This is a genomic window from Myxococcales bacterium, assembly GCA_016699535.1.
Classification (GTDB): Bacteria; Myxococcota_A; Polyangia; order Polyangiales.
This window is the reverse complement of the sequence record CP064980.1, coordinates 2,023,317-2,044,240: the sequence shown is the minus strand read 5'-3', so window position 1 is coordinate 2,044,240 and position 20,924 is coordinate 2,023,317. Positions and strand designations below refer to the sequence as shown.

Genomic DNA, 20,924 nt, shown 5'->3' with positions numbered 1-20,924 from the left:
TTCTCTTCCCGGGCTAAAAACAGCTGATTTTATTACTGTTTCAACCATACTATGCTTTTTAGACGCCGGCGAGAGCGCTCTATTCACACCCTTCATATCAAGGCCAAAAGCCCCTTTTTTAGCGAGCTGTGGCTTGACAGCATGGGCAATGGAGGCCATGCTCCGCCGCCTATCCAGGGAAATCATGCTTTAGCCGTCTAAAGTGGCGAATTCCCTTAGACGTAGAGGAAGCCGTGAAAAGCTACATCGCAAAACAAGAAGAACAAGAGCCCAAATGGTTCGTTATGGACGCGAACGAACAACCGCTTGGCCGTTTGGCATCTCAAATCGCAACCATCCTTCGTGGCAAACACAAAGCCATTTTCACGCCCCACGTCGATACGGGTGATTTCGTTGTTGTCATCAACGCGGAAAAAGTAAAACTTACCGGCAACAAACTTGATGGCAAAATGTACTACAAGCACTCCGGTATTCCCGGAGGCTTCCATGCCGAACCTTACCGGCAACTGCGTGCACGCAAGCCTGCATTCGTCATTGAAAAAGCTGTGCGCGGTATGCTTCCTAAAAATCACATCGGTGAAAAAATGCACGGTAAACTTAAAGTCTATGCGGGCGCAGAACATCCTCATGCCGCTCAGAAGCCAGAAAACTGGAAAGGAAATGCTTAAACCATGACAACGATTCACGGACGTCACTATGGAACCGGCCGGCGCAAAAACGCTGTCGCACGTGTCTTTCTTAAAGAAGGTAACGGAAAAATCATCGTCAATGGTGCAGAGCTTGAAAGTTACTTCACTCGCTCAACCTCCGGCATGATCGTCAACCAACCTTTTGGCGTACTCGGCAAAGAAAACGAATACGACATCACCTGCAACGTAAGCGGTGGTGGACTTGCTGCTCAAGCTGAAGCTGTACGGCATGGCATCTCGCGCGCCCTTCTAAGTGTCGATGACACCTTCCGTGCACCACTGAAAAAAGCAGGATTGCTCACTCGCGATGCTCGCGAAAAAGAGCGTAAAAAGCCTGGTCAGCCCGGCGCTCGCAAGAAGTTCCAGTACTCCAAGCGCTAAGAATACCTTCAAAGGATTGCCATGGACAAAGGAACACAGCTGCGGCTGGCGGTGCTCGGTATCTCGGGCTACACCGGCGCCGAGCTGCTGCGTTTAATTGCGTCTCATCCTTCGCTTCGCTTGTGTCATGCACTTGGCCGAAGCCAAGTTGGCACACCACTCGGACGGATTCATCCTCAACTCGCTTGCTATCGCGATGTTGTTGTGGAGTCGCTCGACGCTTACGATCTTAGCGACAAAGTCGATGCAGCCTTATTGGCACTGCCTCATCAGACCAGCATGGAGCACGTCAGCAGGCTAAACAAACAAGGCGTTTGCGCAATTGATTTGTCTGCCGACTTTCGATTGACTGAGCAGAGTGTCTACGAAAAGTGGTACGCAAAGCACCTTGCGCCCCAACTTTTGAAAAAAGCAGTGTACGGCATGGTCGATCTTTTCCCAGAAGGCATCGATCAAGCCGATATCATCTCCGTACCAGGTTGCTACCCAACAGCAAGCGTGCTTGCGGCGGCTCCCCTGATCAAAAACAAGCTGATTGCTCTTGATACGATCATTGTCGATGCCAAAAGCGGGGTGTCGGGCGCAGGCAAAACACCGAGCGCGGCAAGCCATTTTGCCGAGTGCAGCGAGGGCGTTCGTGCTTATAAAATGGGCGGCCTTCACCGTCATACGCCTGAAATCGAACAGAGCCTTAGCAAACTCGCTGAGGAGCAAGTCACCATCACCTTCAGTCCACATCTTATTCCGATGACGCGCGGCATTCTCGCTACGGTGTACGCTAAAAGTAGCGATGCAACGCTCACCGCAGAGCAATGCACAGAGGCGGCCAAAATTCTTTACAAAGACTCAGCGCTTGTTCATGTGCTTGACGGCGGACAAAACCCAGACACGCTGCATGTGCGCGGATCAAACCAGTGCCACCTGAGTTACACGGTGGACAAACGCACTGGCCGAGTGATTGCACAAGCTGCCATCGATAACTTGGTAAAAGGCGCAGCAGGCCAAGCCATTCAATGCTTGAACTTACGCTTTGGTCTAAGTCGCGATACTGGAGTGGATAGTAGCGCTATCTTTCCTTGAGGGCATCGCTATGTCCAAAAAGCCCAATGTGATCCTGTAATAGCTTCTTTAGGATGCGCTGTTCAGTACGGCCTTTTTTCCGAGCCGGCGTTGGCACTCGAAGCAAAAGTAAAAGCTCATCCGGATTTTCAATTTCCACAGCGACCCGAGGCTCAACAACCGGAGAAGCAAGCCCATGTAGTTTTGCGCTTTTTTCCATGTAGTTTCTGGCTTCTGGCAAAAAATCTTTGCACACCTCTTGGGCGACGTTGAGAACAGCCCGTTCAATCCCGCGCCAGTCCGCAGAAAAATTCAAAGGAATACGGATGACGTGAAGTACATAAGCATCCGTAAAGGTCTCATTGACGACGGATTTACTTAGCAACTGACTGTTTGGAATCGTAACCGCTCGCCCCGTTCGTTGAAGACCCGGTCCTATTTCAAGAACAGTCGTTGCCAGCAGACCGTGATCAATGACATCACCTCGGATACCGTCAATTTCAATGCGGTCGCCCACTGTAAACGCCTTGGAACTTGCTCGTAAAATGGCGCCAAGTACGCATAGCACCAACTCTTTGGTCGCAATTACGATGGCCACCGCAAAAGCCATGACACCCACAGCCATGGTTCGAAGCTCAGTGGACCAGATGACCAACACCCCGCCACCGATGAGCAAATACGAAAGCCAGCGCAGCTGCACGGTCCACCGTAGCTTGGGTTGTTCGGACACACTCTGCGCGCCGCGTACAAGTCGCGAAAACAACGCTCGTAGCAACATCACCGTCGCCATAAATACCAAGGTCGCCACGGCATCACTCAAAAGTTCGGGAGACTCACGCCCTGCAAAGAACAGGTCCAATAGGCCGATGGTTTTCATGTCCCACCCTCTACCCCCCGCTTTTGCCCTTGGCAATCGTCATTTTGCCCAACACCCTTGAAACTCAGCAGCTTTTTACCTACACACGGGAATACCTTTGTTTTCAAGGGTGCCAAAGATGACGAGGAGAAAGCCATGCGAGCCTTAATACCCAGCCTGATTTCACTGTGCGCTTTATGCGCCTGCACAAGAGGACCGAAGATCCCTCCATCAGCCGAGCATCAAAGCGCAGCAGCGCCAAGCCAAGAGTCGCCATCCCTTCCTCCTGGCCATCCAAATACTCACGACGGCATGGACGATCCCCACGCCGGGCTCGATATGCAAGGCGTCGAAGCAAGTGCTCAAGCCAGCAAAAGCAAAAACGGCCTACCGATGGCGGGCAGCCTCGTTTGGAATCCACCACGCCTTTTTGAAGAAGAAACACCTTCATCGAATATGCGTGCTGCGCAATACAAAGTCTCGGGCCAGAGCAAAGCAGATGCAACACTTGCAGTGTTTTACTTCGGGACGGGCCAAGGCGGCGATGTACAAAGCAACATCGACCGATGGATAGCTCAGTTCAGTCAAGAAGACGGCTCAAGCAGCCAAGCCGCCGCTAAGATCGCCAAAACAAAGGTGGGAGCACTTGGGATTACTACCGTCGATGTTTCTGGCATCTATGATCCAGGCCCCATGATGGCTCCTCATGCCGGCGGAGAAGGCGCTAAAACAAAACAACGCATGCTTGCTGCCATTGCACAAGGGCCACAAGGACCTGTGTTTTTCAAGCTCACCGGACCAAGTAAAACCGTTGCACTGGCTGAAACAGCATTCAGCGCTTTAGTTAACTCAATCCACGTTGAGCAGTGAGTAAAATACTGCATCTTAGCGACGTGCACGTGCACGCACCTCTGCGTCTGCTTGAACATCACGACTTTGCAAGCAAGCGGCTGGCCGGTGCCGTCAATCTCGCTTTGCGCCGAAGCAAGCTCTTTACCCAAATCCCGGCTCAACTTGCTGCACTGGCCAAGCTTGCCAAAGCGCAGCAAGTCGATGCTGTGCTGTGCACCGGGGATTACACCTCACTGGGTAGCAGCGAAGAGATGAGTGAAGCACGTGAACTTATGCAAGTACTTATTGAAGCCTCCCCGCGCTTCATCACCATGCCCGGCAACCACGACGTCTACACCTTCCGAGCCATCAAAGAACGGCGCTTCGAGCAAGCCTTTGGCGAGTTTCTTGTTTCCGATACGGCACCGGGCGCAGGACGGCAGTCCTACCCTCTGCTGCGTCACCTCGATCCAAACTGCAGTGTTGTGGTCCTAAACAGCGCTATTGCCCATCGTGCCTTTTGGCGCTCCGACGGCTTTATTTCCGAAGATCAGCTTAAAGCTCTGGATACCCTACTCGATCAGCCCGAGATGCAAAAGCGCTTCATCGTTGTCGCTACCCATTACGCGCCTTACAAAAAAAACGGTAAACTAGACACCCCCCGGCACGGCCTCGGCAATGCCGATGCACTAATGGCTATCCTCAAAGCCAAGCTCATACAAGGCATGCTGGTGCACGGTCATATCCACCACCGCTATTTTCTGCCTCGCGAACAGGTCGGCATACCAATATTTTGTTGCGGCAGCAGCACCCACCAAGGCCGCGAAGGCATTTGGCTTTACGACATCAAGGATCAGCAATGCCAAGCCTACGGTGGTCACTGGAACGGAGAGGACTACATCCTTGAAAGCAACGCTCACATCGCAAGCTAAACCAACAACTCCGTGCGTATTTTACGCACTTCGCCCTACACGACACCATTTACTTTTTCGTTCGCTAATAGAAACGTGCTAGCATTGTTTTACGGTAATGTTCAGGCCCGGTTGTAAGATCTTCCTTTTGCTTAGCATGTTCGCAATCCATTGCAGCGGTAGTGCTAAACCGGACACGGATTCGGGTACCATCGACCCGTGTACCGAACTTGGTATTTGCAACACTGCGGACGTTGGACCAAGCAATAACTGTAGCGGAGTCGCCACCGAAAGCGAGTGCAACGCGCAAAGCGATAGCTGCTTTTGGTGTGGAGGATCCGGTTTGTGTTTGGAGGCCTCAAATGCGAGTTTATGCAATTCAAGTTGCTCAAGCGTGAGCCTCACCGAGTGCGCAAGCGTCGAGGGCTGCAAATACTGTGAAAAAACGGACACCTGTGTCGACAGCGCAAACACAAGCTGCAGTTGCGCCAGTTTCACCGACGAGACAGCGTGCAATGCCACCACAAACAACTGCGGCTGGTGCAGCGTCACCAATAGTTGCCTGCGCTCGGATCTACCCTGCCTTCCGGCGCGAATCATCTTCGCCACAAGTTTTGCGAGCAACGGCAACTTGGGCGGCATTGCCGGTGCAGACAACGATTGTCAAAACGCTGCCACAGGCGCAAATCTCAGCGGCCATTTCCGCGCACTTCTAAGTACAAGCGATGACTTTGTTGGCAATCGTAAAGACTTTTTTAGATCCTACCTTCCCTACGTGCGGACGGGCGATGGCGCCCGCGTTGCAGACAACTGGGAGCACCTTGCAACAGTAGGCCTCAATGGTTTGGAATTAACCAACGCTCCAGATCGTGACCAAAATGGTAATCAGATTTTCAATGGACAAGTTCAAATCGCATGGACGGGAACCTATTGGATTTCTGGTGTCAATTTTACTGAAGCAGCGTTGCTCGACGATTGTGAAAAATGGACCTCCAGCCAAGCCCCAAGCGACAGTTATTTACACAAAGGTGTTGCTGGAAATGTTCGAACGACTACAAGAGAGTATGCTGCTGTGCACCAAACGCTTACCCCGTGCAACACCACTGCACGCCTCTATTGCGTGCAGCAACTCGACTGAGTCGGCAAGCAAAAGCGTTGGGTTGGTTAGGTAAGACTCCAATAACTATAAAACGCCGGATCTATATCTAATTGGAATTCGGCAAGGCGCTTGAACCGTGACCTACGATGTTCCAATACTCAAGCCTTCTCGGTGCACGCCAAACTTATGCTCGCTTCTGACGACTAGCTCTGCTTGAGCCACTGCTCCAGCGCTTTGGCAAGCAAGCTTGGGGCTTCGCGAAGGGCTTGCTCAAGCGGCATCGTGGCGGGACTTAGTTCGAGCACTTCTAAGGCCGGATAACGCTGCCTGAGCTGCTCTTTGGCCTCGTGCTCGACGCGTCCGGCTATCAGCAAGGCCGGTTTTCCAAGCTCAGAGGCAAGTTCAAGAACGGAAACGGGCCCTTTGCCATACAAGGAAGTGCGATCAAAGCGACCTTCGCCGGTGATCACCAAATCAACGTCTTGAATACGTCGTTTTAAATCCAAAGCATGCTCGATAAGCTGTGCGCCCGAGGCAATGTGAGCATCGTATGCAACGCCCAGGCCAAAAGCCATGCCTCCGGCTGCGCCCATTCCCTCGCGCTCCATCCACGACTCCTCTTTTTTGAAGCAGTCCAAAAGCAGCCGCGCCATCCGCGCCGTTTGTTTTTCTAGTTCGGCCAAATCTTCCTTGGCCAAGCCCTTTTGCAGCGCGTATTGATAAACCGTACCCTGTGGGCCTAGTAAGGGGTTTTTAACATCACAAGCTAGCCACAACGGCGGCAAAGCTAGCAGCTTGCTTTTATCGAGACACGCGATGCGTGACCAATGGGCAGGCGATGCATCGGATACGACCTTTCCGTCGGCATCGTAGCACTCAAGTCCCAAGGCCATCAGCGCGCCAAGTGCCAAATCTTGGGTGGCACTTCCGCCGAGTCCCATGACCATTGATGAAACACCGTGTTTGCTTGCTTCGATAAGAGACTGTCCTGTGCCAACGCTGCTCGTAAGCCACGGATCGCGCTGCTCCATCGCCAAACTCTGCAAACCACTACTCTGCGCCATTTCCAAAAACGCCACAGTGCCATTGGCCTTGAACGCGAGAAGCTCACGCAGCGGTAAAGCAAGGTTCGCAATTTCGGCCACACCAAACGCTGCCTCAACCTCGCTGTCCCGAGGCCCCTGAACAGTGAGCTTTTGAATTGCTCCAGAAGACAGATCTGTCATGATTTTAGCGAAATTCTCGCCACCATCGGCAAGAAAAACGCTTAAAACATGCCAATTTTGGCATGTCGCCTCGATGCTTTGTCGGGCCACAGAAGCCACTTGCTCGGGACTCATGCTGTCTTTGAACTTGTCAAAAACGCAAAGCACGCGCTTGGCGCTAGTTGTTTTGCTCGTAGTGCTCTTCTCGAAGGTAGGCAATGGTCTTAACCAGGTTAAACACGCGCTCACGATCGGCCGCACCTAGATTCTTAAACTGCACGCCCATGCCGGGTGTACCATCGTGAGCAGCTTCGCGCACGTGATTAATCCACACCACTTCGCCTTCGATTTCCAAAGGCTCACCCTGCTCATCATTAAAACGCAAGGTCAGCTCGCTGCCGATTTCCAAGGGGTCATCGGAACGAATAAAAATACCCATCTCACTGATGTCGTGAATGTAGGAAAATAAAAAGGTGTCCCCATGCGTGTAATCAACGGATATCGAAGCTAAGAAGCGTTCGTGTTTACGTCGGTCGATGGCATCCGAGGGCGCTCGTTTTGACATGGTGATCATACCCTGGCCTACACTTTGCACGGCCGCAAGGCAACTTTTGAAAAAAAGTAGAGCAAATGCCCGCCGAGACGCCCTCTGCCCTAAGTCATAAGTTCCGAAAGCGGGCCTTGGTACTTGGAGATGCCCGCAGCCCGAGGATCACCAACGTAGTTGATGGTATCGAGGCCCATGGCATGGCATATCGAAGTGAAAACTTTGTTATGAGGGACATAGTTGCTGCTGTTCGGGCTGCGTAGTTTTAGGTAGCGGCCCTGCTTGATGGCGCCACCACCGCCACCACCAATGACAACCGGGATATTGTCGTAATCGTCAGCATGTCCACCATTGGCACCCAACTCGTTCGTCCAATAGATGATGGTATTGTCCAAGATGGTTCCTTCGCCAAGCGGATCAGGTTGGTTCAAAGCTTCGAGAATCGCCACGAAATTCTTGGTCATCCACTGCTGGCCGATTGAGTAGACCTCGTGCACAGCAGAGCCGACCTTGGGCTGAGAGTCCCAAATCAAATGGGTCACGCCGTTGTGAAACTGACCATAAGTATTCATCGCGCCCGGGGGCATCTCTGGCAAGTTCAATTGCGGCGTTGGATAGTCTCCGAGAATGTGCAAGGTGGCGACGCGAGAGACGTCGCAGGCAAAGGCTTGTGCGATCACATGTGCTTGTCCGCTAACAGCGTTATCCACGTACTGCCAGTCCGATCCGGAAGGAGCACCGGGGGCACTTGGACTATCGCAACTGATGATGCGGTTTAATTGCTGCTCAAGATTCTCTAGACCTGCCAAATGAGCATCAAGTTTCTCGCGCTCGGCTCCCGTTAGCTCAGAGCGCAGGCGGTTAATCTCCGCGACATTGTGATCAAGGATCGAAGTGCGCAGAGCACGGTCCCGCTCTGCTTGAGGATCGCCCTGCCCGACAAAACCAGCAAAAGCATCGTTAAAGGCCTTAACCGGATTGTCTTCGGGCTCGATCGGAACGCCGGAATTGTTGAAAGAAAATCCTGTCAATCCCGAGCTGTCGGCTCCAAGAACCAAAGACTTACCGGCGGCGCTTCCAAGTTGGGTCTTTAGGATTTGATCCACCGATGGACCGCCACCATTGGCCTGACCGTCCGAGACACCGTAGCCAGTGAGGGCTGCCGAGGCACGTTCATGGCCAGCAAAACCAGGTTCGATTTCGGCAAGTATAGCATGATCAATCCCATCAAGAACGGTGACGTGATCGCGCCAAGCCTGTAGAGGCTTCAATGTACACAGATCATAATCAAAGGTTAGATCCGATAGAGCCATATCCGCATTGCCCGGTTCGGCCCCAGAAGTACTGCGCGGAATCCAAATGTCGCGGTGGTTGCCATGAAAGGTTTTCACTGCCAAAAACCGAACCGGCGATCCCGCAGACTGCGCGCGCAAACGATTCTTCAAAAAGGCCCCTGCCACTGGCAAGCCTACAGCGCTTATCCCTAGAGCGGTCATGAAGCGCCTGCGGTTAAGCAGGTTGTTGTAAAATTTGCTCATCTTTCTTTAGCTCCCACCGGTGTTGCGTTCAATGAAGCCCTCGTGAGCTACCAAGCCCACCAAGAGTTCTTCGATAGTTGTAGTGTGACTTAAAAAGCTTTCGTGGGCCGAATTTAACCAATCGGTCTCATTTGGAGATCCAAGGTCGCTTCCAAGGACATACTGGGCGAATCGTTGGGAAAAACAGGCCTGTGCTGTCGGATCTTGGGCAATCGTCGCAGAAAGTTCCACAGCACCGGTAAAGGAACCAAAATCAGGAATGGTGCCTACCGGATTGACGGTGTTGCCGTCCACCTGGTCGCGATACTCGCCAAGCGCGCCGTAGTTCTCAAGACCCATGCCAATCGGATCCATCACCTGATGGCAACCGTTGCAAGTTGGGGTCGCGGCCCGAGCAAGCACGATCTCTTCTTTGCTCGCATCCGCAGCCACAAGGGAAGCTTGTTGTTGCGCTGCACCTGCTGGCGGAGGAGGGATCACATTGCAAATCAAGTTGCGCCAAACAAACAGACCGCGACGTTCCAGCGAAGAGTCTGCCGTTCCTGCAAAGTTTGTCAGCCAGCTTAGCTGAGTGAGCACACCAGAACGTGTGCTTGGATCAAGATCAATCTTGGCTAAGCCGGAGCCAGGGTGAGTAGCGCCATAGATGTCTGCCAAAGCAGGAGTCGTCCAGGTGTAGCTCGCCGTGAACAGATCCACGAAGCTGCCTTTTTGCTCGACAAATATGTTTTGCACAAAACTCTGGGTCTCTTGTCTCATCTCCTCGACGAGTTGTTCACTAAACTGTGGATAAAGCTCCCCTTGCTTCGTGGCCAAATCGAGCCGGCCGAGATCGAGCCATTGAAGCGCAAATCGACCCCACACCTCCGAAGAACTCTCAAAAAGACGGCGCGCATGCTCCGTGCGTACCGCAGCGTCGTAGAGCTCACCGTTTTGCGCTGCGTTGAGCAGTTCCTGATCAGGCGAATGCCCTGTGATGATGAAAGAAAGCATTGACGCAATTTCATACTGGGTCAGTTTGCGTTCATCACCGTTTTGAGTCGCAGCATCACCGATTTCTGTCCGATAAAGGAAGAAAGGAGAGTTGAGCACGGCATGGACCGAGACTTTGATGCCGGTGGCAAAATCATCCGTCGCGCCGTTATCATAAAGCGCCATAAGCGCATCAAGTTCTGAAGATTCAACCGGTCTGCGATAAGCTCGGCTCGCAAGCGAGGAAAGAAATATCTGAGCACATTCGCGACTCCCGACAGTGGCTCCCTCGCATTGCACGAGCGTGGCCGCGTTGTCGGCAACGTATCCCGCATAGTCTTCCGTCGCGTAAAACGTTGCCGAGGACGTTGTCTCATCGACCATGAGTCCTGCTGCTCCGTTGGTAAAGCCATTGACCGGTGAGCCTTCTGGAAGATTGCCAAGGTCTGGAACTTGGCTTCCAAAAAGCACGCTCATCTCCGCCGCGAACTCGCTTGGCGTCAGGCGCCAAATACGCTGTCTCAACCGGCCGTTCACCAGTTCCGAAGCAAGATCGCTTTGATCCCCGGCGCCACCATTTCCGGAAGCTCCGCCCAAACCTGATATGGCGCCTACGCAACCGCTTAGAAGAAGCGTCAGCGCTGCGATTAACTTGCCGTCTCGTAAAATGCGACGGCTAAACAATCCGGAGACGGATCCATCACTGTAGTTTCCCTGGTGTCTGCCCATGCTCGTTATAAAAGCAAGGGTCGTGCCAACGAAAAAAGCTAATCAATTCGTGCTATTCATCCTAACTATGACAGAAATGGCGCAATTCAAGCGCTGCTTCGGAACGACAGCACACCAACCGCTCCACAACGTCCAAGCGCCCCAAGCTGGCTCAGCGCACAGGCAGCTGACCTGCAGCCAAGCGATCATCATCCGAACCCGGAACCTTAAGCCGGGTCGGTCCGCTATAGAAGCCAAGGAACATGGTGTAGGAGCCAGGCCTGAAATTCACCGGAGTGCTTAAGGTCTGGCTATCGATAATTACGTCACCTTGTTGCCAAAAACGCACAGGGTAAAGTCCTTCAACAGGCTCATGATCGCCGTTTAGACGCTGGCCATGACCGTCGATGTGGACAAAGAGCTGATAGTTGCCTGGCACAGCGGCAAGCACGCGAAAAACCCAACTTATGGTAAATTCCTCACCGGCTGCTACGTACCCATCGTGAGATAATTTTAATTGTAGCCGACAAGCTCAATCCGATCCCCGAACGTTTTTCCAACCGGAAATTGCACTTTGGGTGCGGTCTTTCGCACGGAGTAAAGCAGAGGGTTTTCGTTTTTGACGCCGGAGATGGCCTTGTTGCTCGCTAGGTAAATTTTAGCACTTGAAGCATGCGCTAGAAAAAGGTGCTTGTGCTGTTGCTTACGAAACAAGCGATCGATTTTTGCAAATTCATCGCTGGGAAGAACAACCCAGACGCGCGACTTGCTTTGCAAATAATTTAGCAACTCAGCTTCTTTACTAAGCGTTTCAGGTTCCCGTCCTGCATAGTATTTCCCCGACGTCGCATCGACCCGATACACCGCAAGTGCTTCTTTCGCTTTGGAAAGACTAAGAAAGGTTGCATACACCTGACGCGGAGAAAAATGCGCACTGACTTGCGGCGTATAGACCTGACTTAGATATACTCCGAGCAACAAGCCGGCAAACAGAGGCGCGATAAAACGCGCGCGACCAAGTTTAGAGAAAAACCACGCGGTAGCTTGAAAGCCAGCCACTCCAAGCGCTATCACCAAGGGAAGCAAACAGGCAGCTCGCAAAGCCTTAATGGCGAGCACCGCGAGAGGCAATCTCGTTGGGATGAGAAAACTAAGTAAGCCAAGCGCACATACAGCTAGGTAAGCTAAAGCAAATACACCAAGCCAAAGTTTGTTCCCAAGGGATGCACGCCACTGCTTTTGCATCAATCGATACGGAGCGCCCCAGGCCGGCCTAACTATCGAAAATGAAGTGCCCCAAGTAAACACACTCAACATGGCAAACAACAATAAAAGAGCCGCCCACCATTTCCTGGGATTGTAACTTTCAGGAACATGCATATTCGGAAGTCCGAGCGCTAGTAGCGGACTTTCCGGATAAAGCGCGATATCTCGGATTAAGAGCAAACAAAGCAAAGCAGTCGTAACCACCACAAAAAGAGAAGTCTGCCGTCTATCCATGCTCCAAAGCAGAAACAACGCAGTAAGCGATGATAAGGGCACAATAGGAATCTGAAGCGTGTGCCCGTACCGTGAACTAAACAACAAATTAGCAGCACACGAAAACACAAACCAAAGCAAGAGTGAAAGCCGTAAAGCGTTTTCGCCCATCGCCACAGCATCACCTTCTTGCTCGCTGTGCTTTGAACTGAAGAAAAGCAGAACGCTTGCCGGGAGCAGTGCACTCCAAGGCATAAAGGCGTGAAAGATAAGTTCTGCAACCTTATCAAAACCTGGAGGCTGCAAACCCTGCGCAGCCCCACCCAACCACCAACTAAAAAAAGACCGATCCTGCAGCACGGACCAACCCACCTTGAGCACAAGGAGAGCAAGTACCGACGCAAAAGATGCGAGAAAAACAAAGCGGTTTTTGTCTCGGTGTGGCGCAACAAGTTGACTCACAAAAACAGCCAATGCCGGCGGTATTACTCCCAAAAGCACACCTTGGCTTGATACCGCTACGCCGAGCGCAAAAAACAAAAAGAGTCCAACTATTAGCGCTCGCTTTTTATTCGCGTACCAATTCGTAAACCCTAAAAGCATCAGGGCAAAGAACAACAAAGACTGTCCCAACACCGCAACGGAACTACCCATCATCTGACGGCTATTGAGCAAGAACAGCGGCGTACTCAGCGCGATAAGCGTCGAGACAAACGCGGCACGCATTGAAACAAAATAAAAAAGCAACGCCCACTGGGTGACAAGCAAAAGCAATCCAGACACAAAGAGGGGCAATCGCCCTACCCATTCATGGAAACCAAAAAATCCATAGCTCCAATAAAGAAGCAATTCACGAAGCAACCAAGGACTCTTTTGCGCTTGCCCTTCAAAAGCCGAGCGTACGCTTTCTGCAATTTCGAGCTCCCATGGATCCCAAATTCCAAAATGCCCGAGCCCCAGGATGAGCATCAAAGCGCCTAATCCAATAGGAACAACAAAAAAGATAGCCCAATCTTTAGGGGAGTGTTTCAATGTAGCTTCATTCATAACGCCAACGCGGCCGGAGCCTATCGCGACAAGAGCGCTTTTGCTACTCCTGTAAACAACCCGGAGCAAACTCAATGAGACATCAAAAAATCAATGGATGGGTATGCGTTCTAACTCTCGCAAAAGAGCTTGCGAATGCCGCTGAAACTGCTTTGCTGCACTGCCCTTCAGCGGATTTCCCGGCGTATTGAGCACCTCAACAGGATCGACAAATCGTCCGCCACGCTTCAACCCAAAATGCAAATGCGGAGCAGTTGAACGTCCCGTTGATCCGACATAGCCAAGCACATCGTAGCGCTTCATACGCTGCCCTTTTTTAATACCTTTGGTAAAGCGCAAAAGATGCGCGTAGTAGCTTTGGTAACCGTTGTTGTGATTGATTACAACCAAGTTTCCATTGGGTCCCTTTTCGCCAACAAAGCTCACCCGCCCATCGGCAGCAGCCCACACGGGCACTCCGGAGGCTGCCACATAGTCAATCCCGTGATGCGGCATGTTGCGCTTAAGAATCGGATGAAAACGTTTGTTCGCAAAAGGCGAGGAGACGTACTCGTAGCGCAAAGGCGTACGCAGCCAACCCCCTTGAATAGCCCGACCTGTTTCATCGAAGAATTCGGGGGCACCCTTCTGCGCTTCATACCAATAGCACTTTAAGGTGCCACGCTTCTGACTACGGTATTCCAGAGCGTGCACCGTGCCATATCGGAGAAACTCCCCACGCAAATGAATCTCGTCGACCACAATCCGAAACGAATCACCCTCTCTGGTATCCGTTGTAAACGAGAAACGTGAGTTAAAAACCTGCACAAAGGAGCCCACAAGCGAACGTCCAAGTCCCGCTTTTTCCAAGGCATCACCCAGCGAGTTTTTAACGCGCCCACCACGCCCCACTCGAACGGTAGTCGTTTTGACTTCTTTTTGCTTGGCCGTAAAACTATCTTTACCGGTGCGCTCCGCGCGGAAAATCCGTGTTGAGCTGACGTGGTATTCAAAGGCACGCAACATCCCCTGCTCATCTTTTTCAAGAACGATCTGATCGGAAGGCTGACAACGCCTAAAATCGAGAATGCCTTTGAGGCTATCGATAAGCGGCTCAGACTCTTCTTCACTGACACCCGCTTTGATAAGCGCATCTTGAAAACCTTTTGCCTTACCAAACGATGTACTGCTTCGGTTCAAGTGCTCATCATTCTTCAATGGAGCAAAAACAGCCTTTGCTGTTTGCGCGGGCTTCTCTTCGGTCTCGCCTACAGCAGAAAGACTCTCATCCGTGCTTGCCTTCTGCCCATCGTCTTCGCCAAGCTCGGATTCGTCGTCCGTTTGCTCTTCATCCGAGGTATCAGCGTTTGCGCTTAGCGCGGCGGCGGAAGTATCACTATCGTCATGGCGAGCCAGCACCCACTGACGGAAAAACCATCCTCCAGCGATACTCAAGCCAGCCAAAAGCGCGATAAGCGGACCAAGCCAAACCATACGTGCCCGATGACGACGCTCTTCGCGAAGCAACGGAATATCCACGCTTGGGAGCGGACGATGGACAGGCACCTCGCCATTCGATGGTGGGTTGTGTTGCATTGCTGAGGAGGGATATCAGCCTTAAAAGCCAAGCGCAAACCGTAATTGACCAAGATCTACAAGCAGGTGATGATTTTTAGCGGGGTTTAACTGTTTGGAGCGCGGTTGGAAAAGTGATTTTAGCAGTCGTAGAGGCCTAGTGCCCAACGTAAGGTGTTGCGATCGATGTTGTGCCCGGAGTGGATCAAAACCACCTTCTTGCCCCGCAATTCCTGCCGCAACTTATCTGCAGCAGCGTAAACCGCCGCAGCGGCACCCTCGGCGGGATTGTGAGTCATTTCAAGGGCAAGTTTTACGCCTTGGCGCATTTCCTCTTCACTAAGCAGCACGACGCGATCGAGTTTACCTTGCAAGATCGAAAGAGGGAGCTCAAAAGCCACACGCGTGGCTAGCCCATCGGCAAAGGTATCAGCTTGCTCAGTTTCCTGAAGGGTGCCCGTGGCAATCGACTTCGCCAGAGCCGGCGCGCGTTCGCTTTGCACACCGATAACTTTTACCGAGGGTTTTAGCGCTTGGACGCTTAAAACGACTCCGCTTGCGCCGCTACCACCACCCATCGGAACGATGATAACATCAACCTCAGGAAGTTCCTGTATAATTTCGACGGCATACGTGCCAGATCCAGCAATCAACAGAGCTTCGTTGGCAGGATGCACATAACGCATGTGCTCATTTTTAGAGTAAGCTTCTGCTTCTTCGCGTGCTTCATCAAAATCGCGACCATATTCGACTAGTTTTGCCCCCAAAGCCTCCATTCCAGCGTTTTTTTCCGGATTATTTCCTCGGGGCACAAAAATAACGGCGCGCGATCCAAAAGCTCGAGCTGCGTAAGCAATTGACAAGCCGTGATTGCCACGCGTTGCCGTCACGACCCCTCGTGCTCGTTCCGCATCGCTCAAATTGGCAAACAGATTAATCCCACCCCGAACCTTAAACGCTCCGATAGGCATGTGATTTTCATGCTTTACATAGGCATCCAAGCCCCAACGCGAACTCAAATTCGCGTAGCGATAAAGCGGCGTTTTGGGCAAATAGCCACGCACCACTGGCCAAGCCTTCAACACATCAACAAAAGAAACTTTCTCCGTCACAGCCCCCCATCTTAGCACAAACACCTAAAAAGCCCCCACACTAGTTTTCCAATCAACCTTTTCCACCACCCCCCCTCCCGCTCGCAAAGCGAGCCCGCTGGGGAGGGAGCCAAGGCGCGAAGCGCGTTCGGGAGGGGATTCGCGTGAATCCCCTCTTTGGAGCGCTGCCACGCAGCGGTCCAAACAGTTAAAGCCAAAAACTTAAGCAATTCCAAAATTACCTACCCAGCCACCCCTGCGAGCAAAGCGAGCCCGCTGGGGTGGGAGCCAAGGCGCGAAGCGTCCTTGGGAGGGGATTCGCGTGAATCCCCTCTTTGGAGCGCTGCCACGCAGCGGTCCAAACAGTTAAAGCTTTGCTAACGCCTTCTTGACACCCTTGATGGGTGGCGCTAGGTCTGCGTCCCAATGCCACAACACAGCCAGGCACGTAGCTCAGTGGTAGAGCACTACCTTGACAAGGTAGGGGTCGGCGGTTCAATCCCGCCCGTGCCTACCGCATATAATTAAGGCACATGTTAAACGAAAGCGCGATGAGTTCCGCGAACACCAACAAAAACCTCTCGACCATAAAAGAAATTCTTGAAAAACAAGGCAAACACACCCCACAAGTTGTGGCTGCTTTGGTAAACGGGAATATTGTCGATTTACATACACCAGTCGATCCTGACAGTTCTATCGAGGCCTTGAATGCCGACTCTCCAAAGGCACTGGACGTCATCCGACATTCAACGGCTCATGTCATGGCAGACGCAGTTCAACGACTGTTTCCTGGAACCCAAGTGACCATAGGCCCTGCTATTGGCAATGGCTTTTACTATGATTTCGATCGCCCAGAGGGGCAGTTCAGCGAAGATGATCTTGAGCGCATTGAAAAAGCCATGCTCGAGATCATCGAAGCCGATCATCCTTTCTCTCGCGAAGAAGTCAGCCGCAACGAAGCAGCCAAGCTGTTCAAAGAGATGGGCGAGATCTACAAACTTGAAATCCTCGAAGGACTTGAAGAGCCGATTACGCTCTACCGACACGGCAGCTGGTTCGACCTCTGCAAAGGCCCTCACGTTCCGAGGACGTCTTTTCTAAAGGCCATTAAGCTTACCGGCGTTGCAGGGGCCTATTGGCGCGGCGACGAGCGCAACAAAATGCTGCAACGCATTTATGGCACGGCCTTTCCCTCTGCCAAAGCCTTACGCGCCCATCTGAACCAACTTGAAGAAGCAAAAAAGCGCGACCATCGCAAACTCGGCAAAGAGCTTGAACTCTTTGGTTTCCACCCCTGGGCTCCCGCCTCGCCTTTCTTTTTGCCAAAGGGAGCGCTCATCTACAATCGCCTTGTTGAATACATCCGGGCCGCCTACACACGCCACGGATACGACGAAGTAGTCACACCGCAGATTTTTGATGCCAAACTCTTTCACACCTCAGGACATCTGCCTGCTTACACCCCGAACATGTATTTCGCGGTAACCGAAGAATCAAAAAACGACGACGAGCATCGTTTCTGCATCAAACCCATGAACTGTCCGGGGCACGCCTTGATGTACGGCATGAGCAAACGCAGTTACCGTGAGCTCCCCTTACGCTTCGCCGACTTTGGACGTCTTCACCGCTACGAACGAAGCGGGGTAACCCAAGGTCTGACTCGCGTGCGCACCTTCGCCCAAGACGACGCTCATATCTTCTGCAAACCCGACGACATACAAGACGAAATCTCTCGTTTTATTGATTTAGTCTTTGAGGTCTATCAAGATTTTGGTTTTTCCGACTTAAACGTGATGATCGCAACACGGCCCATCGAACGACTCGGCAGCGATGCGCAATGGGACAGCGCTGAAGAGGCACTCGAAACAGCCGTAAAGAACAAAGGCCTTAGCTATCAAATCGCCGAAGGCGAAGGCGTGTTCTACGGACCCAAAATAGAGTTTCATCTCAATGACGCCATTGGTCGTTCTTGGCAGCTTGGCACCATCCAAGTCGATTTTAATATGCCAGAACGTTTTGATTTAACCTTCGTGGGCGAAGACAATCAGAACCATCGCCCAATTGTCCTTCATCGAGCACTCCTCGGATCGATCGAAAGATTCATGGGTGTTCTGATCGAACACGTTGGTGGCGCTTTCCCTACCTGGCTCGCCCCCGAACAAGTACGATTTCTGACTGTCAGCGAAAAATTCAATGACTTTGCAGAAGGCTTGCTTAGCCAGTGTAGATCTGCCAATATTAGAGCACAAATTGATGGATCAAGTGACAAACTCGGCGCAAAAATTCGAAACGCACGTCTGATGCGAATTCCTTTCCTAGCCATTATTGGAGAAAAAGAAGTCAGCGAAAACGGTGTAGCGCTTCGCTCTCGCGACGAGAACAAAGACTTGGGCTTTGTCTCTACCTCCGAATTTATCCAAAAGATGACGGTCGAAAACTGCCCGCCATCGTACCGAGCTTCTTAAGCGATGCATCCAGCATGGAACTATTTCAGGTGTCGCCACGGCGAGACAACAACAACCCAGCAGAGCAAGATGCCCTGCTCGAAGAAAGAATGAATCATCTCAAAACCTATGGATAACAATAGACGTCGTGTATTTCACGGACCCCGCACTAACGAACGAATTCGCGTCCCCGAAATTCGAGTCATCGGACCCGACGGCGGCATGCTTGGCGTCATGGATACGCACAAAGCCTTACGCTTAGCTAGAGAAAACGAGCTAGACCTTGTCGAGGTCAACCCCAAAGCAAGTCCTCCTGTATGCAAAGTCATGGACTTTGGAAAGTTCAAGTACGAGGAAGCTAAGAAACAAAAAGAAGCTCGAAAAGACAAACCGTGGTCTCGATCAAGGAAATCAAGCTCAGACCCAAGACCGACGATCACGACATGCAGGTCAAAGTCAGGCACATTCGGCGCTTCTTGGAAGAAGGAAACAAAGTGAAAATCACTTGCCGCTTCCGAGGCCGTGAAATCACCCACCCAGAAACGGCACGCTCTCAGCTCACCATTATTGCTGAAGCCACCACCGACATCGGTATCGTCGAGCAAGCCGGACGCATGGAAGGCCGCACCATGACCTTGCTCTTGGCGCCTCGGGGCACAGTCGTGCCAAAGAAAGCAGCAGGCCCCGTGGTCAGCCATCGGATCTCTTCTTCAACCTCCCAAACCGCGGAAAAAGCAGAATGATTCGACAAATTTGAGCTTAGTAGGAAATTCGAACGCACAATCTCACACGACAGCTTGACTTCTTAGCCTAACAGCCCTAAAAAACGCGCCTTGCGTATCGAGCAGGTTTGAAGGCCAGTAAAGTCGCAAACAAGGATAGCTATGCCTAAAATGAAAACCAACAGTGCTGCTGCCAAACGCTTCAAAATAAGCGGTTCCGGACGAATTCGCCGCGGTAAAGCTGGCAAAAGCCACATGATGACCCATGGCAAGGCCTCAAACCAGCTACGTCGACTTCGCAAGAACGACATGGTGGATAAGGCTGATGAAAAGCGCATTATGCGCCTGCTACCTTACGCCAACTAGGAGGAAGTGATGCCCCGCGCACGCCGAGGATTTAAAGCCAGACGACGAAGAAACCGAGTTTTGAAACACGCCAAAGGATTTTACGGCGCTCGTTCGAGGCAATTTTCAATTGCAGTTGAAAACGTGCACCGTGCTTGGGTGTATGCTTTTGCACATCGCAAAGCCAAAAACGTGATTTTCGTCGCCTATGGATTGCTCGCATCAACGCAGCAGCAAGAGGCCTCGGTCTTAGCTACAGTCGTTTGATGGGCAGTCTAAAGCGTTCGGATGTACGCCTTGATCGCAAGGTTCTTGCCGACATCGCTGTTCGCGACCCAGCCGGATTCCAGGCTGTGGCCAAAGTTGGGCAATCTGCTTCCCGCGCTCAAGGATGAACCCAAACGAAGCTGTAACGCAGTGCGATTCTAGCCTGCAGGCACTTTCGTCGAGTTTTGAAAACGATTTACGAGCAGCTCAAACCGAACAAGAACTGCGACGTATTAACGCGCGCTACGCTGGTAGCAAGGGCGAGCTTACATCCTTGCTTAAGCTCATCCCTAAACTACCTACGGAAAAGCGACGCGAGTACGGTCAGAAAATCAACCAGCTCAAGCAACAAATCGAAGCTGCTTTTTCAGCGCAGCTTCAAAGTATCGCTGAAGCAAGCAAGCAAGCCGATCTTCAAGGTCCTGCACTGGACGTAAGTCTTCCGGGCAAACATGTACGCCCCGGCAGCGAACATCCAATCACACGAACTCGAAACGCCTTAGTTGATGTCTTCGTGGCGATGGGTTTCAACGTTGCCGACGGCCCAGAAATCGAGCTTGAGAAATACAACTTCGAAATGCTGGGTTTTCCGCCCGATCACCCTGCAACCGATATGCAGGACAGCTTTTTTGTCTCCGGCGGAGGGCTTTTGCGCACCCATACGTCCACCATCCAAGTTCGTGAAATGCTCAAACACAAACCACCGCTTGCTGTGGTTGCACCTGGAGCGGTCTATCGTCGCGATGATGACGCGACCCACTCACCTATGTTCTTTCAAATCGAGGGACTATTGGTGGATAAAAACATCACCTTCGCCCACCTCAAGGGCACGCTCCGGCGCTTTGTCGATGCTATGTTTGGCCCTGATATCCCCGTACGCTTTCGCCCGAGCTACTATCCTTTTGTCGAGCCTGGCGCTGAAATGGATATCGGCTGTGTGCTTTGCCATGGCAAAAGCAATGTAAACTGCCGCGTCTGCAAAAACACCGGCTGGCTTGAAGTACTCGGCTGCGGCATGGTGCACCCCGTCGTTTTTGAACACGTCGGCTACGATCCAGAGCTTTACACAGGCTTTGCTTTCGGTATGGGCATCGACCGCATTGCCATGCTGCGGCACGGTATTGATAACATCCGATTATTATACGAAAACGATGAACGCTTTTTGCGTTTCTTTTAGAC

18 protein-coding genes, 1 tRNA gene and 2 pseudogenes are annotated in these 20,924 nt (G+C 52.0%); 12 read left to right on the top strand and 9 right to left on the bottom strand.

The window, feature by feature from the left end; all coding sequences use genetic code 11:
- The first annotated feature begins 233 nt into the window (after positions 1–233).
- From rplM to IPJ88_09745, 3 genes are read left to right on the top strand one after another with little or no spacing between them, the layout of a single operon-like run.
- Positions 234–668: a 50S ribosomal protein L13 gene (gene rplM, locus IPJ88_09755; protein ID QQR88546.1), complete on the top strand. Its 435-nt coding sequence runs from the start codon at positions 234–236 to the stop codon at positions 666–668.
- Positions 669–671: 3 nt separating this feature from the next.
- Positions 672–1,070, top strand: coding sequence for a 30S ribosomal protein S9 (gene rpsI / locus IPJ88_09750; protein ID QQR88545.1), 399 nt, complete (start codon positions 672–674; stop codon positions 1,068–1,070).
- Between the two features lie 21 nt (positions 1,071–1,091).
- Entirely contained in the window at positions 1,092–2,150 is a 1,059-nt protein-coding gene (locus IPJ88_09745) for an N-acetyl-gamma-glutamyl-phosphate reductase (GenBank protein ID QQR88544.1), read from the top strand.
- Here IPJ88_09745 and IPJ88_09740 read toward each other — a convergent pair.
- Positions 2,137–3,006, bottom strand: coding sequence for a mechanosensitive ion channel family protein (locus IPJ88_09740; protein QQR88543.1), 870 nt, complete (start codon positions 3,004–3,006; stop codon positions 2,137–2,139). The two genes, IPJ88_09745 and IPJ88_09740, sit on opposite strands and share 14 nt — an antisense overlap.
- A gap of 135 nt (positions 3,007–3,141) precedes the next feature.
- On the opposite strand from IPJ88_09740, the gene IPJ88_09735 reads away from it, so the two are divergent.
- From IPJ88_09735 to IPJ88_09725, 3 genes are all read left to right on the top strand, one after another.
- On the top strand, positions 3,142–3,855 hold the full coding sequence (locus IPJ88_09735; GenBank protein QQR88542.1) for a hypothetical protein: 714 nt from the start codon (positions 3,142–3,144) through the stop codon (positions 3,853–3,855).
- Positions 3,852–4,748, top strand: a complete 897-nt coding sequence (locus tag IPJ88_09730; protein ID QQR88541.1) for a metallophosphoesterase — start codon at positions 3,852–3,854, stop codon at positions 4,746–4,748. Before IPJ88_09735 ends, IPJ88_09730 begins: the two co-directional genes overlap by 4 nt.
- Before the next feature lie 136 nt (positions 4,749–4,884).
- Positions 4,885–5,865: a hypothetical protein gene (locus tag IPJ88_09725; GenBank protein ID QQR88540.1), complete on the top strand. Its 981-nt coding sequence runs from the start codon at positions 4,885–4,887 to the stop codon at positions 5,863–5,865.
- Between the two features lie 164 nt (positions 5,866–6,029).
- On the opposite strand, the gene IPJ88_09720 is transcribed toward IPJ88_09725, so the two are convergent.
- The 8 genes from IPJ88_09720 to IPJ88_09685 form a co-directional block, all read right to left on the bottom strand.
- Positions 6,030–7,199 (bottom strand): glycerate kinase, encoded by a 1,170-nt coding sequence (locus IPJ88_09720; GenBank protein QQR88539.1) that lies wholly within the window; start codon positions 7,197–7,199, stop codon positions 6,030–6,032.
- 10 nt (positions 7,200–7,209) lie between these two features.
- Positions 7,210–7,596 carry a PilZ domain-containing protein gene (locus IPJ88_09715; protein QQR88538.1) on the bottom strand — a complete coding sequence of 129 codons (387 nt, stop codon included), beginning with the start codon at positions 7,594–7,596 and terminating at the stop codon, positions 7,210–7,212.
- Positions 7,597–7,685: 89 nt separating this feature from the next.
- Positions 7,686–9,116, bottom strand: a complete 1,431-nt coding sequence (locus IPJ88_09710; GenBank protein ID QQR88537.1) for a DUF1552 domain-containing protein — start codon at positions 9,114–9,116, stop codon at positions 7,686–7,688.
- A 6-nt stretch (positions 9,117–9,122) separates the two neighbouring features.
- Positions 9,123–10,817: a DUF1592 domain-containing protein gene (locus IPJ88_09705; protein QQR88536.1), complete on the bottom strand. Its 1,695-nt coding sequence runs from the start codon at positions 10,815–10,817 to the stop codon at positions 9,123–9,125.
- Positions 10,818–10,968: 151 nt separating this feature from the next.
- Positions 10,969–11,247, bottom strand: a complete 279-nt coding sequence (locus IPJ88_09700) for a hypothetical protein (protein QQR88535.1) — start codon at positions 11,245–11,247, stop codon at positions 10,969–10,971.
- A gap of 62 nt (positions 11,248–11,309) precedes the next feature.
- Positions 11,310–13,322 carry a hypothetical protein gene (locus IPJ88_09695; protein QQR88534.1) on the bottom strand — a complete coding sequence of 671 codons (2,013 nt, stop codon included), beginning with the start codon at positions 13,320–13,322 and terminating at the stop codon, positions 11,310–11,312.
- Positions 13,323–13,412: 90 nt separating this feature from the next.
- Positions 13,413–14,897: a peptidoglycan DD-metalloendopeptidase family protein gene (locus tag IPJ88_09690; GenBank protein ID QQR88533.1), complete on the bottom strand. Its 1,485-nt coding sequence runs from the start codon at positions 14,895–14,897 to the stop codon at positions 13,413–13,415.
- Positions 14,898–15,016: 119 nt separating this feature from the next.
- Positions 15,017–16,006, bottom strand: a complete 990-nt coding sequence (locus tag IPJ88_09685) for a threonine dehydratase (GenBank protein QQR88532.1) — start codon at positions 16,004–16,006, stop codon at positions 15,017–15,019.
- A 403-nt stretch (positions 16,007–16,409) separates the two neighbouring features.
- Between IPJ88_09685 and IPJ88_09680 the strand changes: the two genes are divergently transcribed.
- The 6 genes and pseudogenes from IPJ88_09680 to pheS all read left to right on the top strand — a co-directional run bounded on the left by IPJ88_09680 (position 16,410) and on the right by pheS (position 20,922).
- Positions 16,410–16,481 (top strand) — tRNA-Val (locus IPJ88_09680).
- A gap of 19 nt (positions 16,482–16,500) precedes the next feature.
- On the top strand, positions 16,501–18,432 hold the full coding sequence (gene thrS / locus IPJ88_09675; protein QQR88531.1) for a threonine--tRNA ligase: 1,932 nt from the start codon (positions 16,501–16,503) through the stop codon (positions 18,430–18,432).
- 108 nt (positions 18,433–18,540) lie between these two features.
- Positions 18,541–19,154 (top strand): annotated as a pseudogene (locus tag IPJ88_09670) (translation initiation factor IF-3).
- 141 nt (positions 19,155–19,295) lie between these two features.
- Complete coding sequence (gene rpmI, locus IPJ88_09665; protein ID QQR88530.1) at positions 19,296–19,499, top strand: 50S ribosomal protein L35; 204 nt, start codon at positions 19,296–19,298, stop codon at positions 19,497–19,499.
- Between the two features lie 9 nt (positions 19,500–19,508).
- Positions 19,509–19,873, top strand: a pseudogene (rplT, locus tag IPJ88_09660) (50S ribosomal protein L20).
- The gene (pheS, locus tag IPJ88_09655; GenBank protein QQR88529.1) at positions 19,870–20,922 is read left to right on the top strand and encodes a phenylalanine--tRNA ligase subunit alpha; all 1,053 of its coding nucleotides are present in this window, start codon (positions 19,870–19,872) and stop codon (positions 20,920–20,922) included. Before rplT ends, pheS begins: the two are co-directional and overlap by 4 nt.
- The last annotated feature ends 2 nt before the right edge of the window (positions 20,923–20,924 follow it).

Excerpts from the sequence above, each read along its gene's own strand:
- rpsI (QQR88545.1), top strand. The coding sequence starts at position 672 with ATGACAACGATTCACGGACGTCACTATGGAACCGGCCGGCGCAAAAAC.
- IPJ88_09745 (QQR88544.1), top strand. The coding sequence starts at position 1,092 with ATGGACAAAGGAACACAGCTGCGGCTGGCGGTGCTCGGTATCTCGGGC.
- IPJ88_09740 (QQR88543.1), bottom strand. The coding sequence starts at position 3,006 with ATGAAAACCATCGGCCTATTGGACCTGTTCTTTGCAGGGCGTGAGTCT.
- IPJ88_09735 (QQR88542.1), top strand. The coding sequence starts at position 3,142 with ATGCGAGCCTTAATACCCAGCCTGATTTCACTGTGCGCTTTATGCGCC.
- IPJ88_09725 (QQR88540.1), top strand. The coding sequence starts at position 4,885 with ATGTTCGCAATCCATTGCAGCGGTAGTGCTAAACCGGACACGGATTCG.
- IPJ88_09715 (QQR88538.1), bottom strand. The coding sequence starts at position 7,596 with ATGTCAAAACGAGCGCCCTCGGATGCCATCGACCGACGTAAACACGAA.
- IPJ88_09710 (QQR88537.1), bottom strand. The coding sequence starts at position 9,116 with ATGAGCAAATTTTACAACAACCTGCTTAACCGCAGGCGCTTCATGACC.
- IPJ88_09705 (QQR88536.1), bottom strand. The coding sequence starts at position 10,817 with ATGGGCAGACACCAGGGAAACTACAGTGATGGATCCGTCTCCGGATTG.
- IPJ88_09695 (QQR88534.1), bottom strand. The coding sequence starts at position 13,322 with ATGAATGAAGCTACATTGAAACACTCCCCTAAAGATTGGGCTATCTTT.
- IPJ88_09690 (QQR88533.1), bottom strand. The coding sequence starts at position 14,897 with ATGCAACACAACCCACCATCGAATGGCGAGGTGCCTGTCCATCGTCCG.
- thrS (QQR88531.1), top strand. The coding sequence starts at position 16,501 with ATGTTAAACGAAAGCGCGATGAGTTCCGCGAACACCAACAAAAACCTC.
- rpmI (QQR88530.1), top strand. The coding sequence starts at position 19,296 with ATGCCTAAAATGAAAACCAACAGTGCTGCTGCCAAACGCTTCAAAATA.
- pheS (QQR88529.1), top strand. The coding sequence starts at position 19,870 with ATGAACCCAAACGAAGCTGTAACGCAGTGCGATTCTAGCCTGCAGGCA.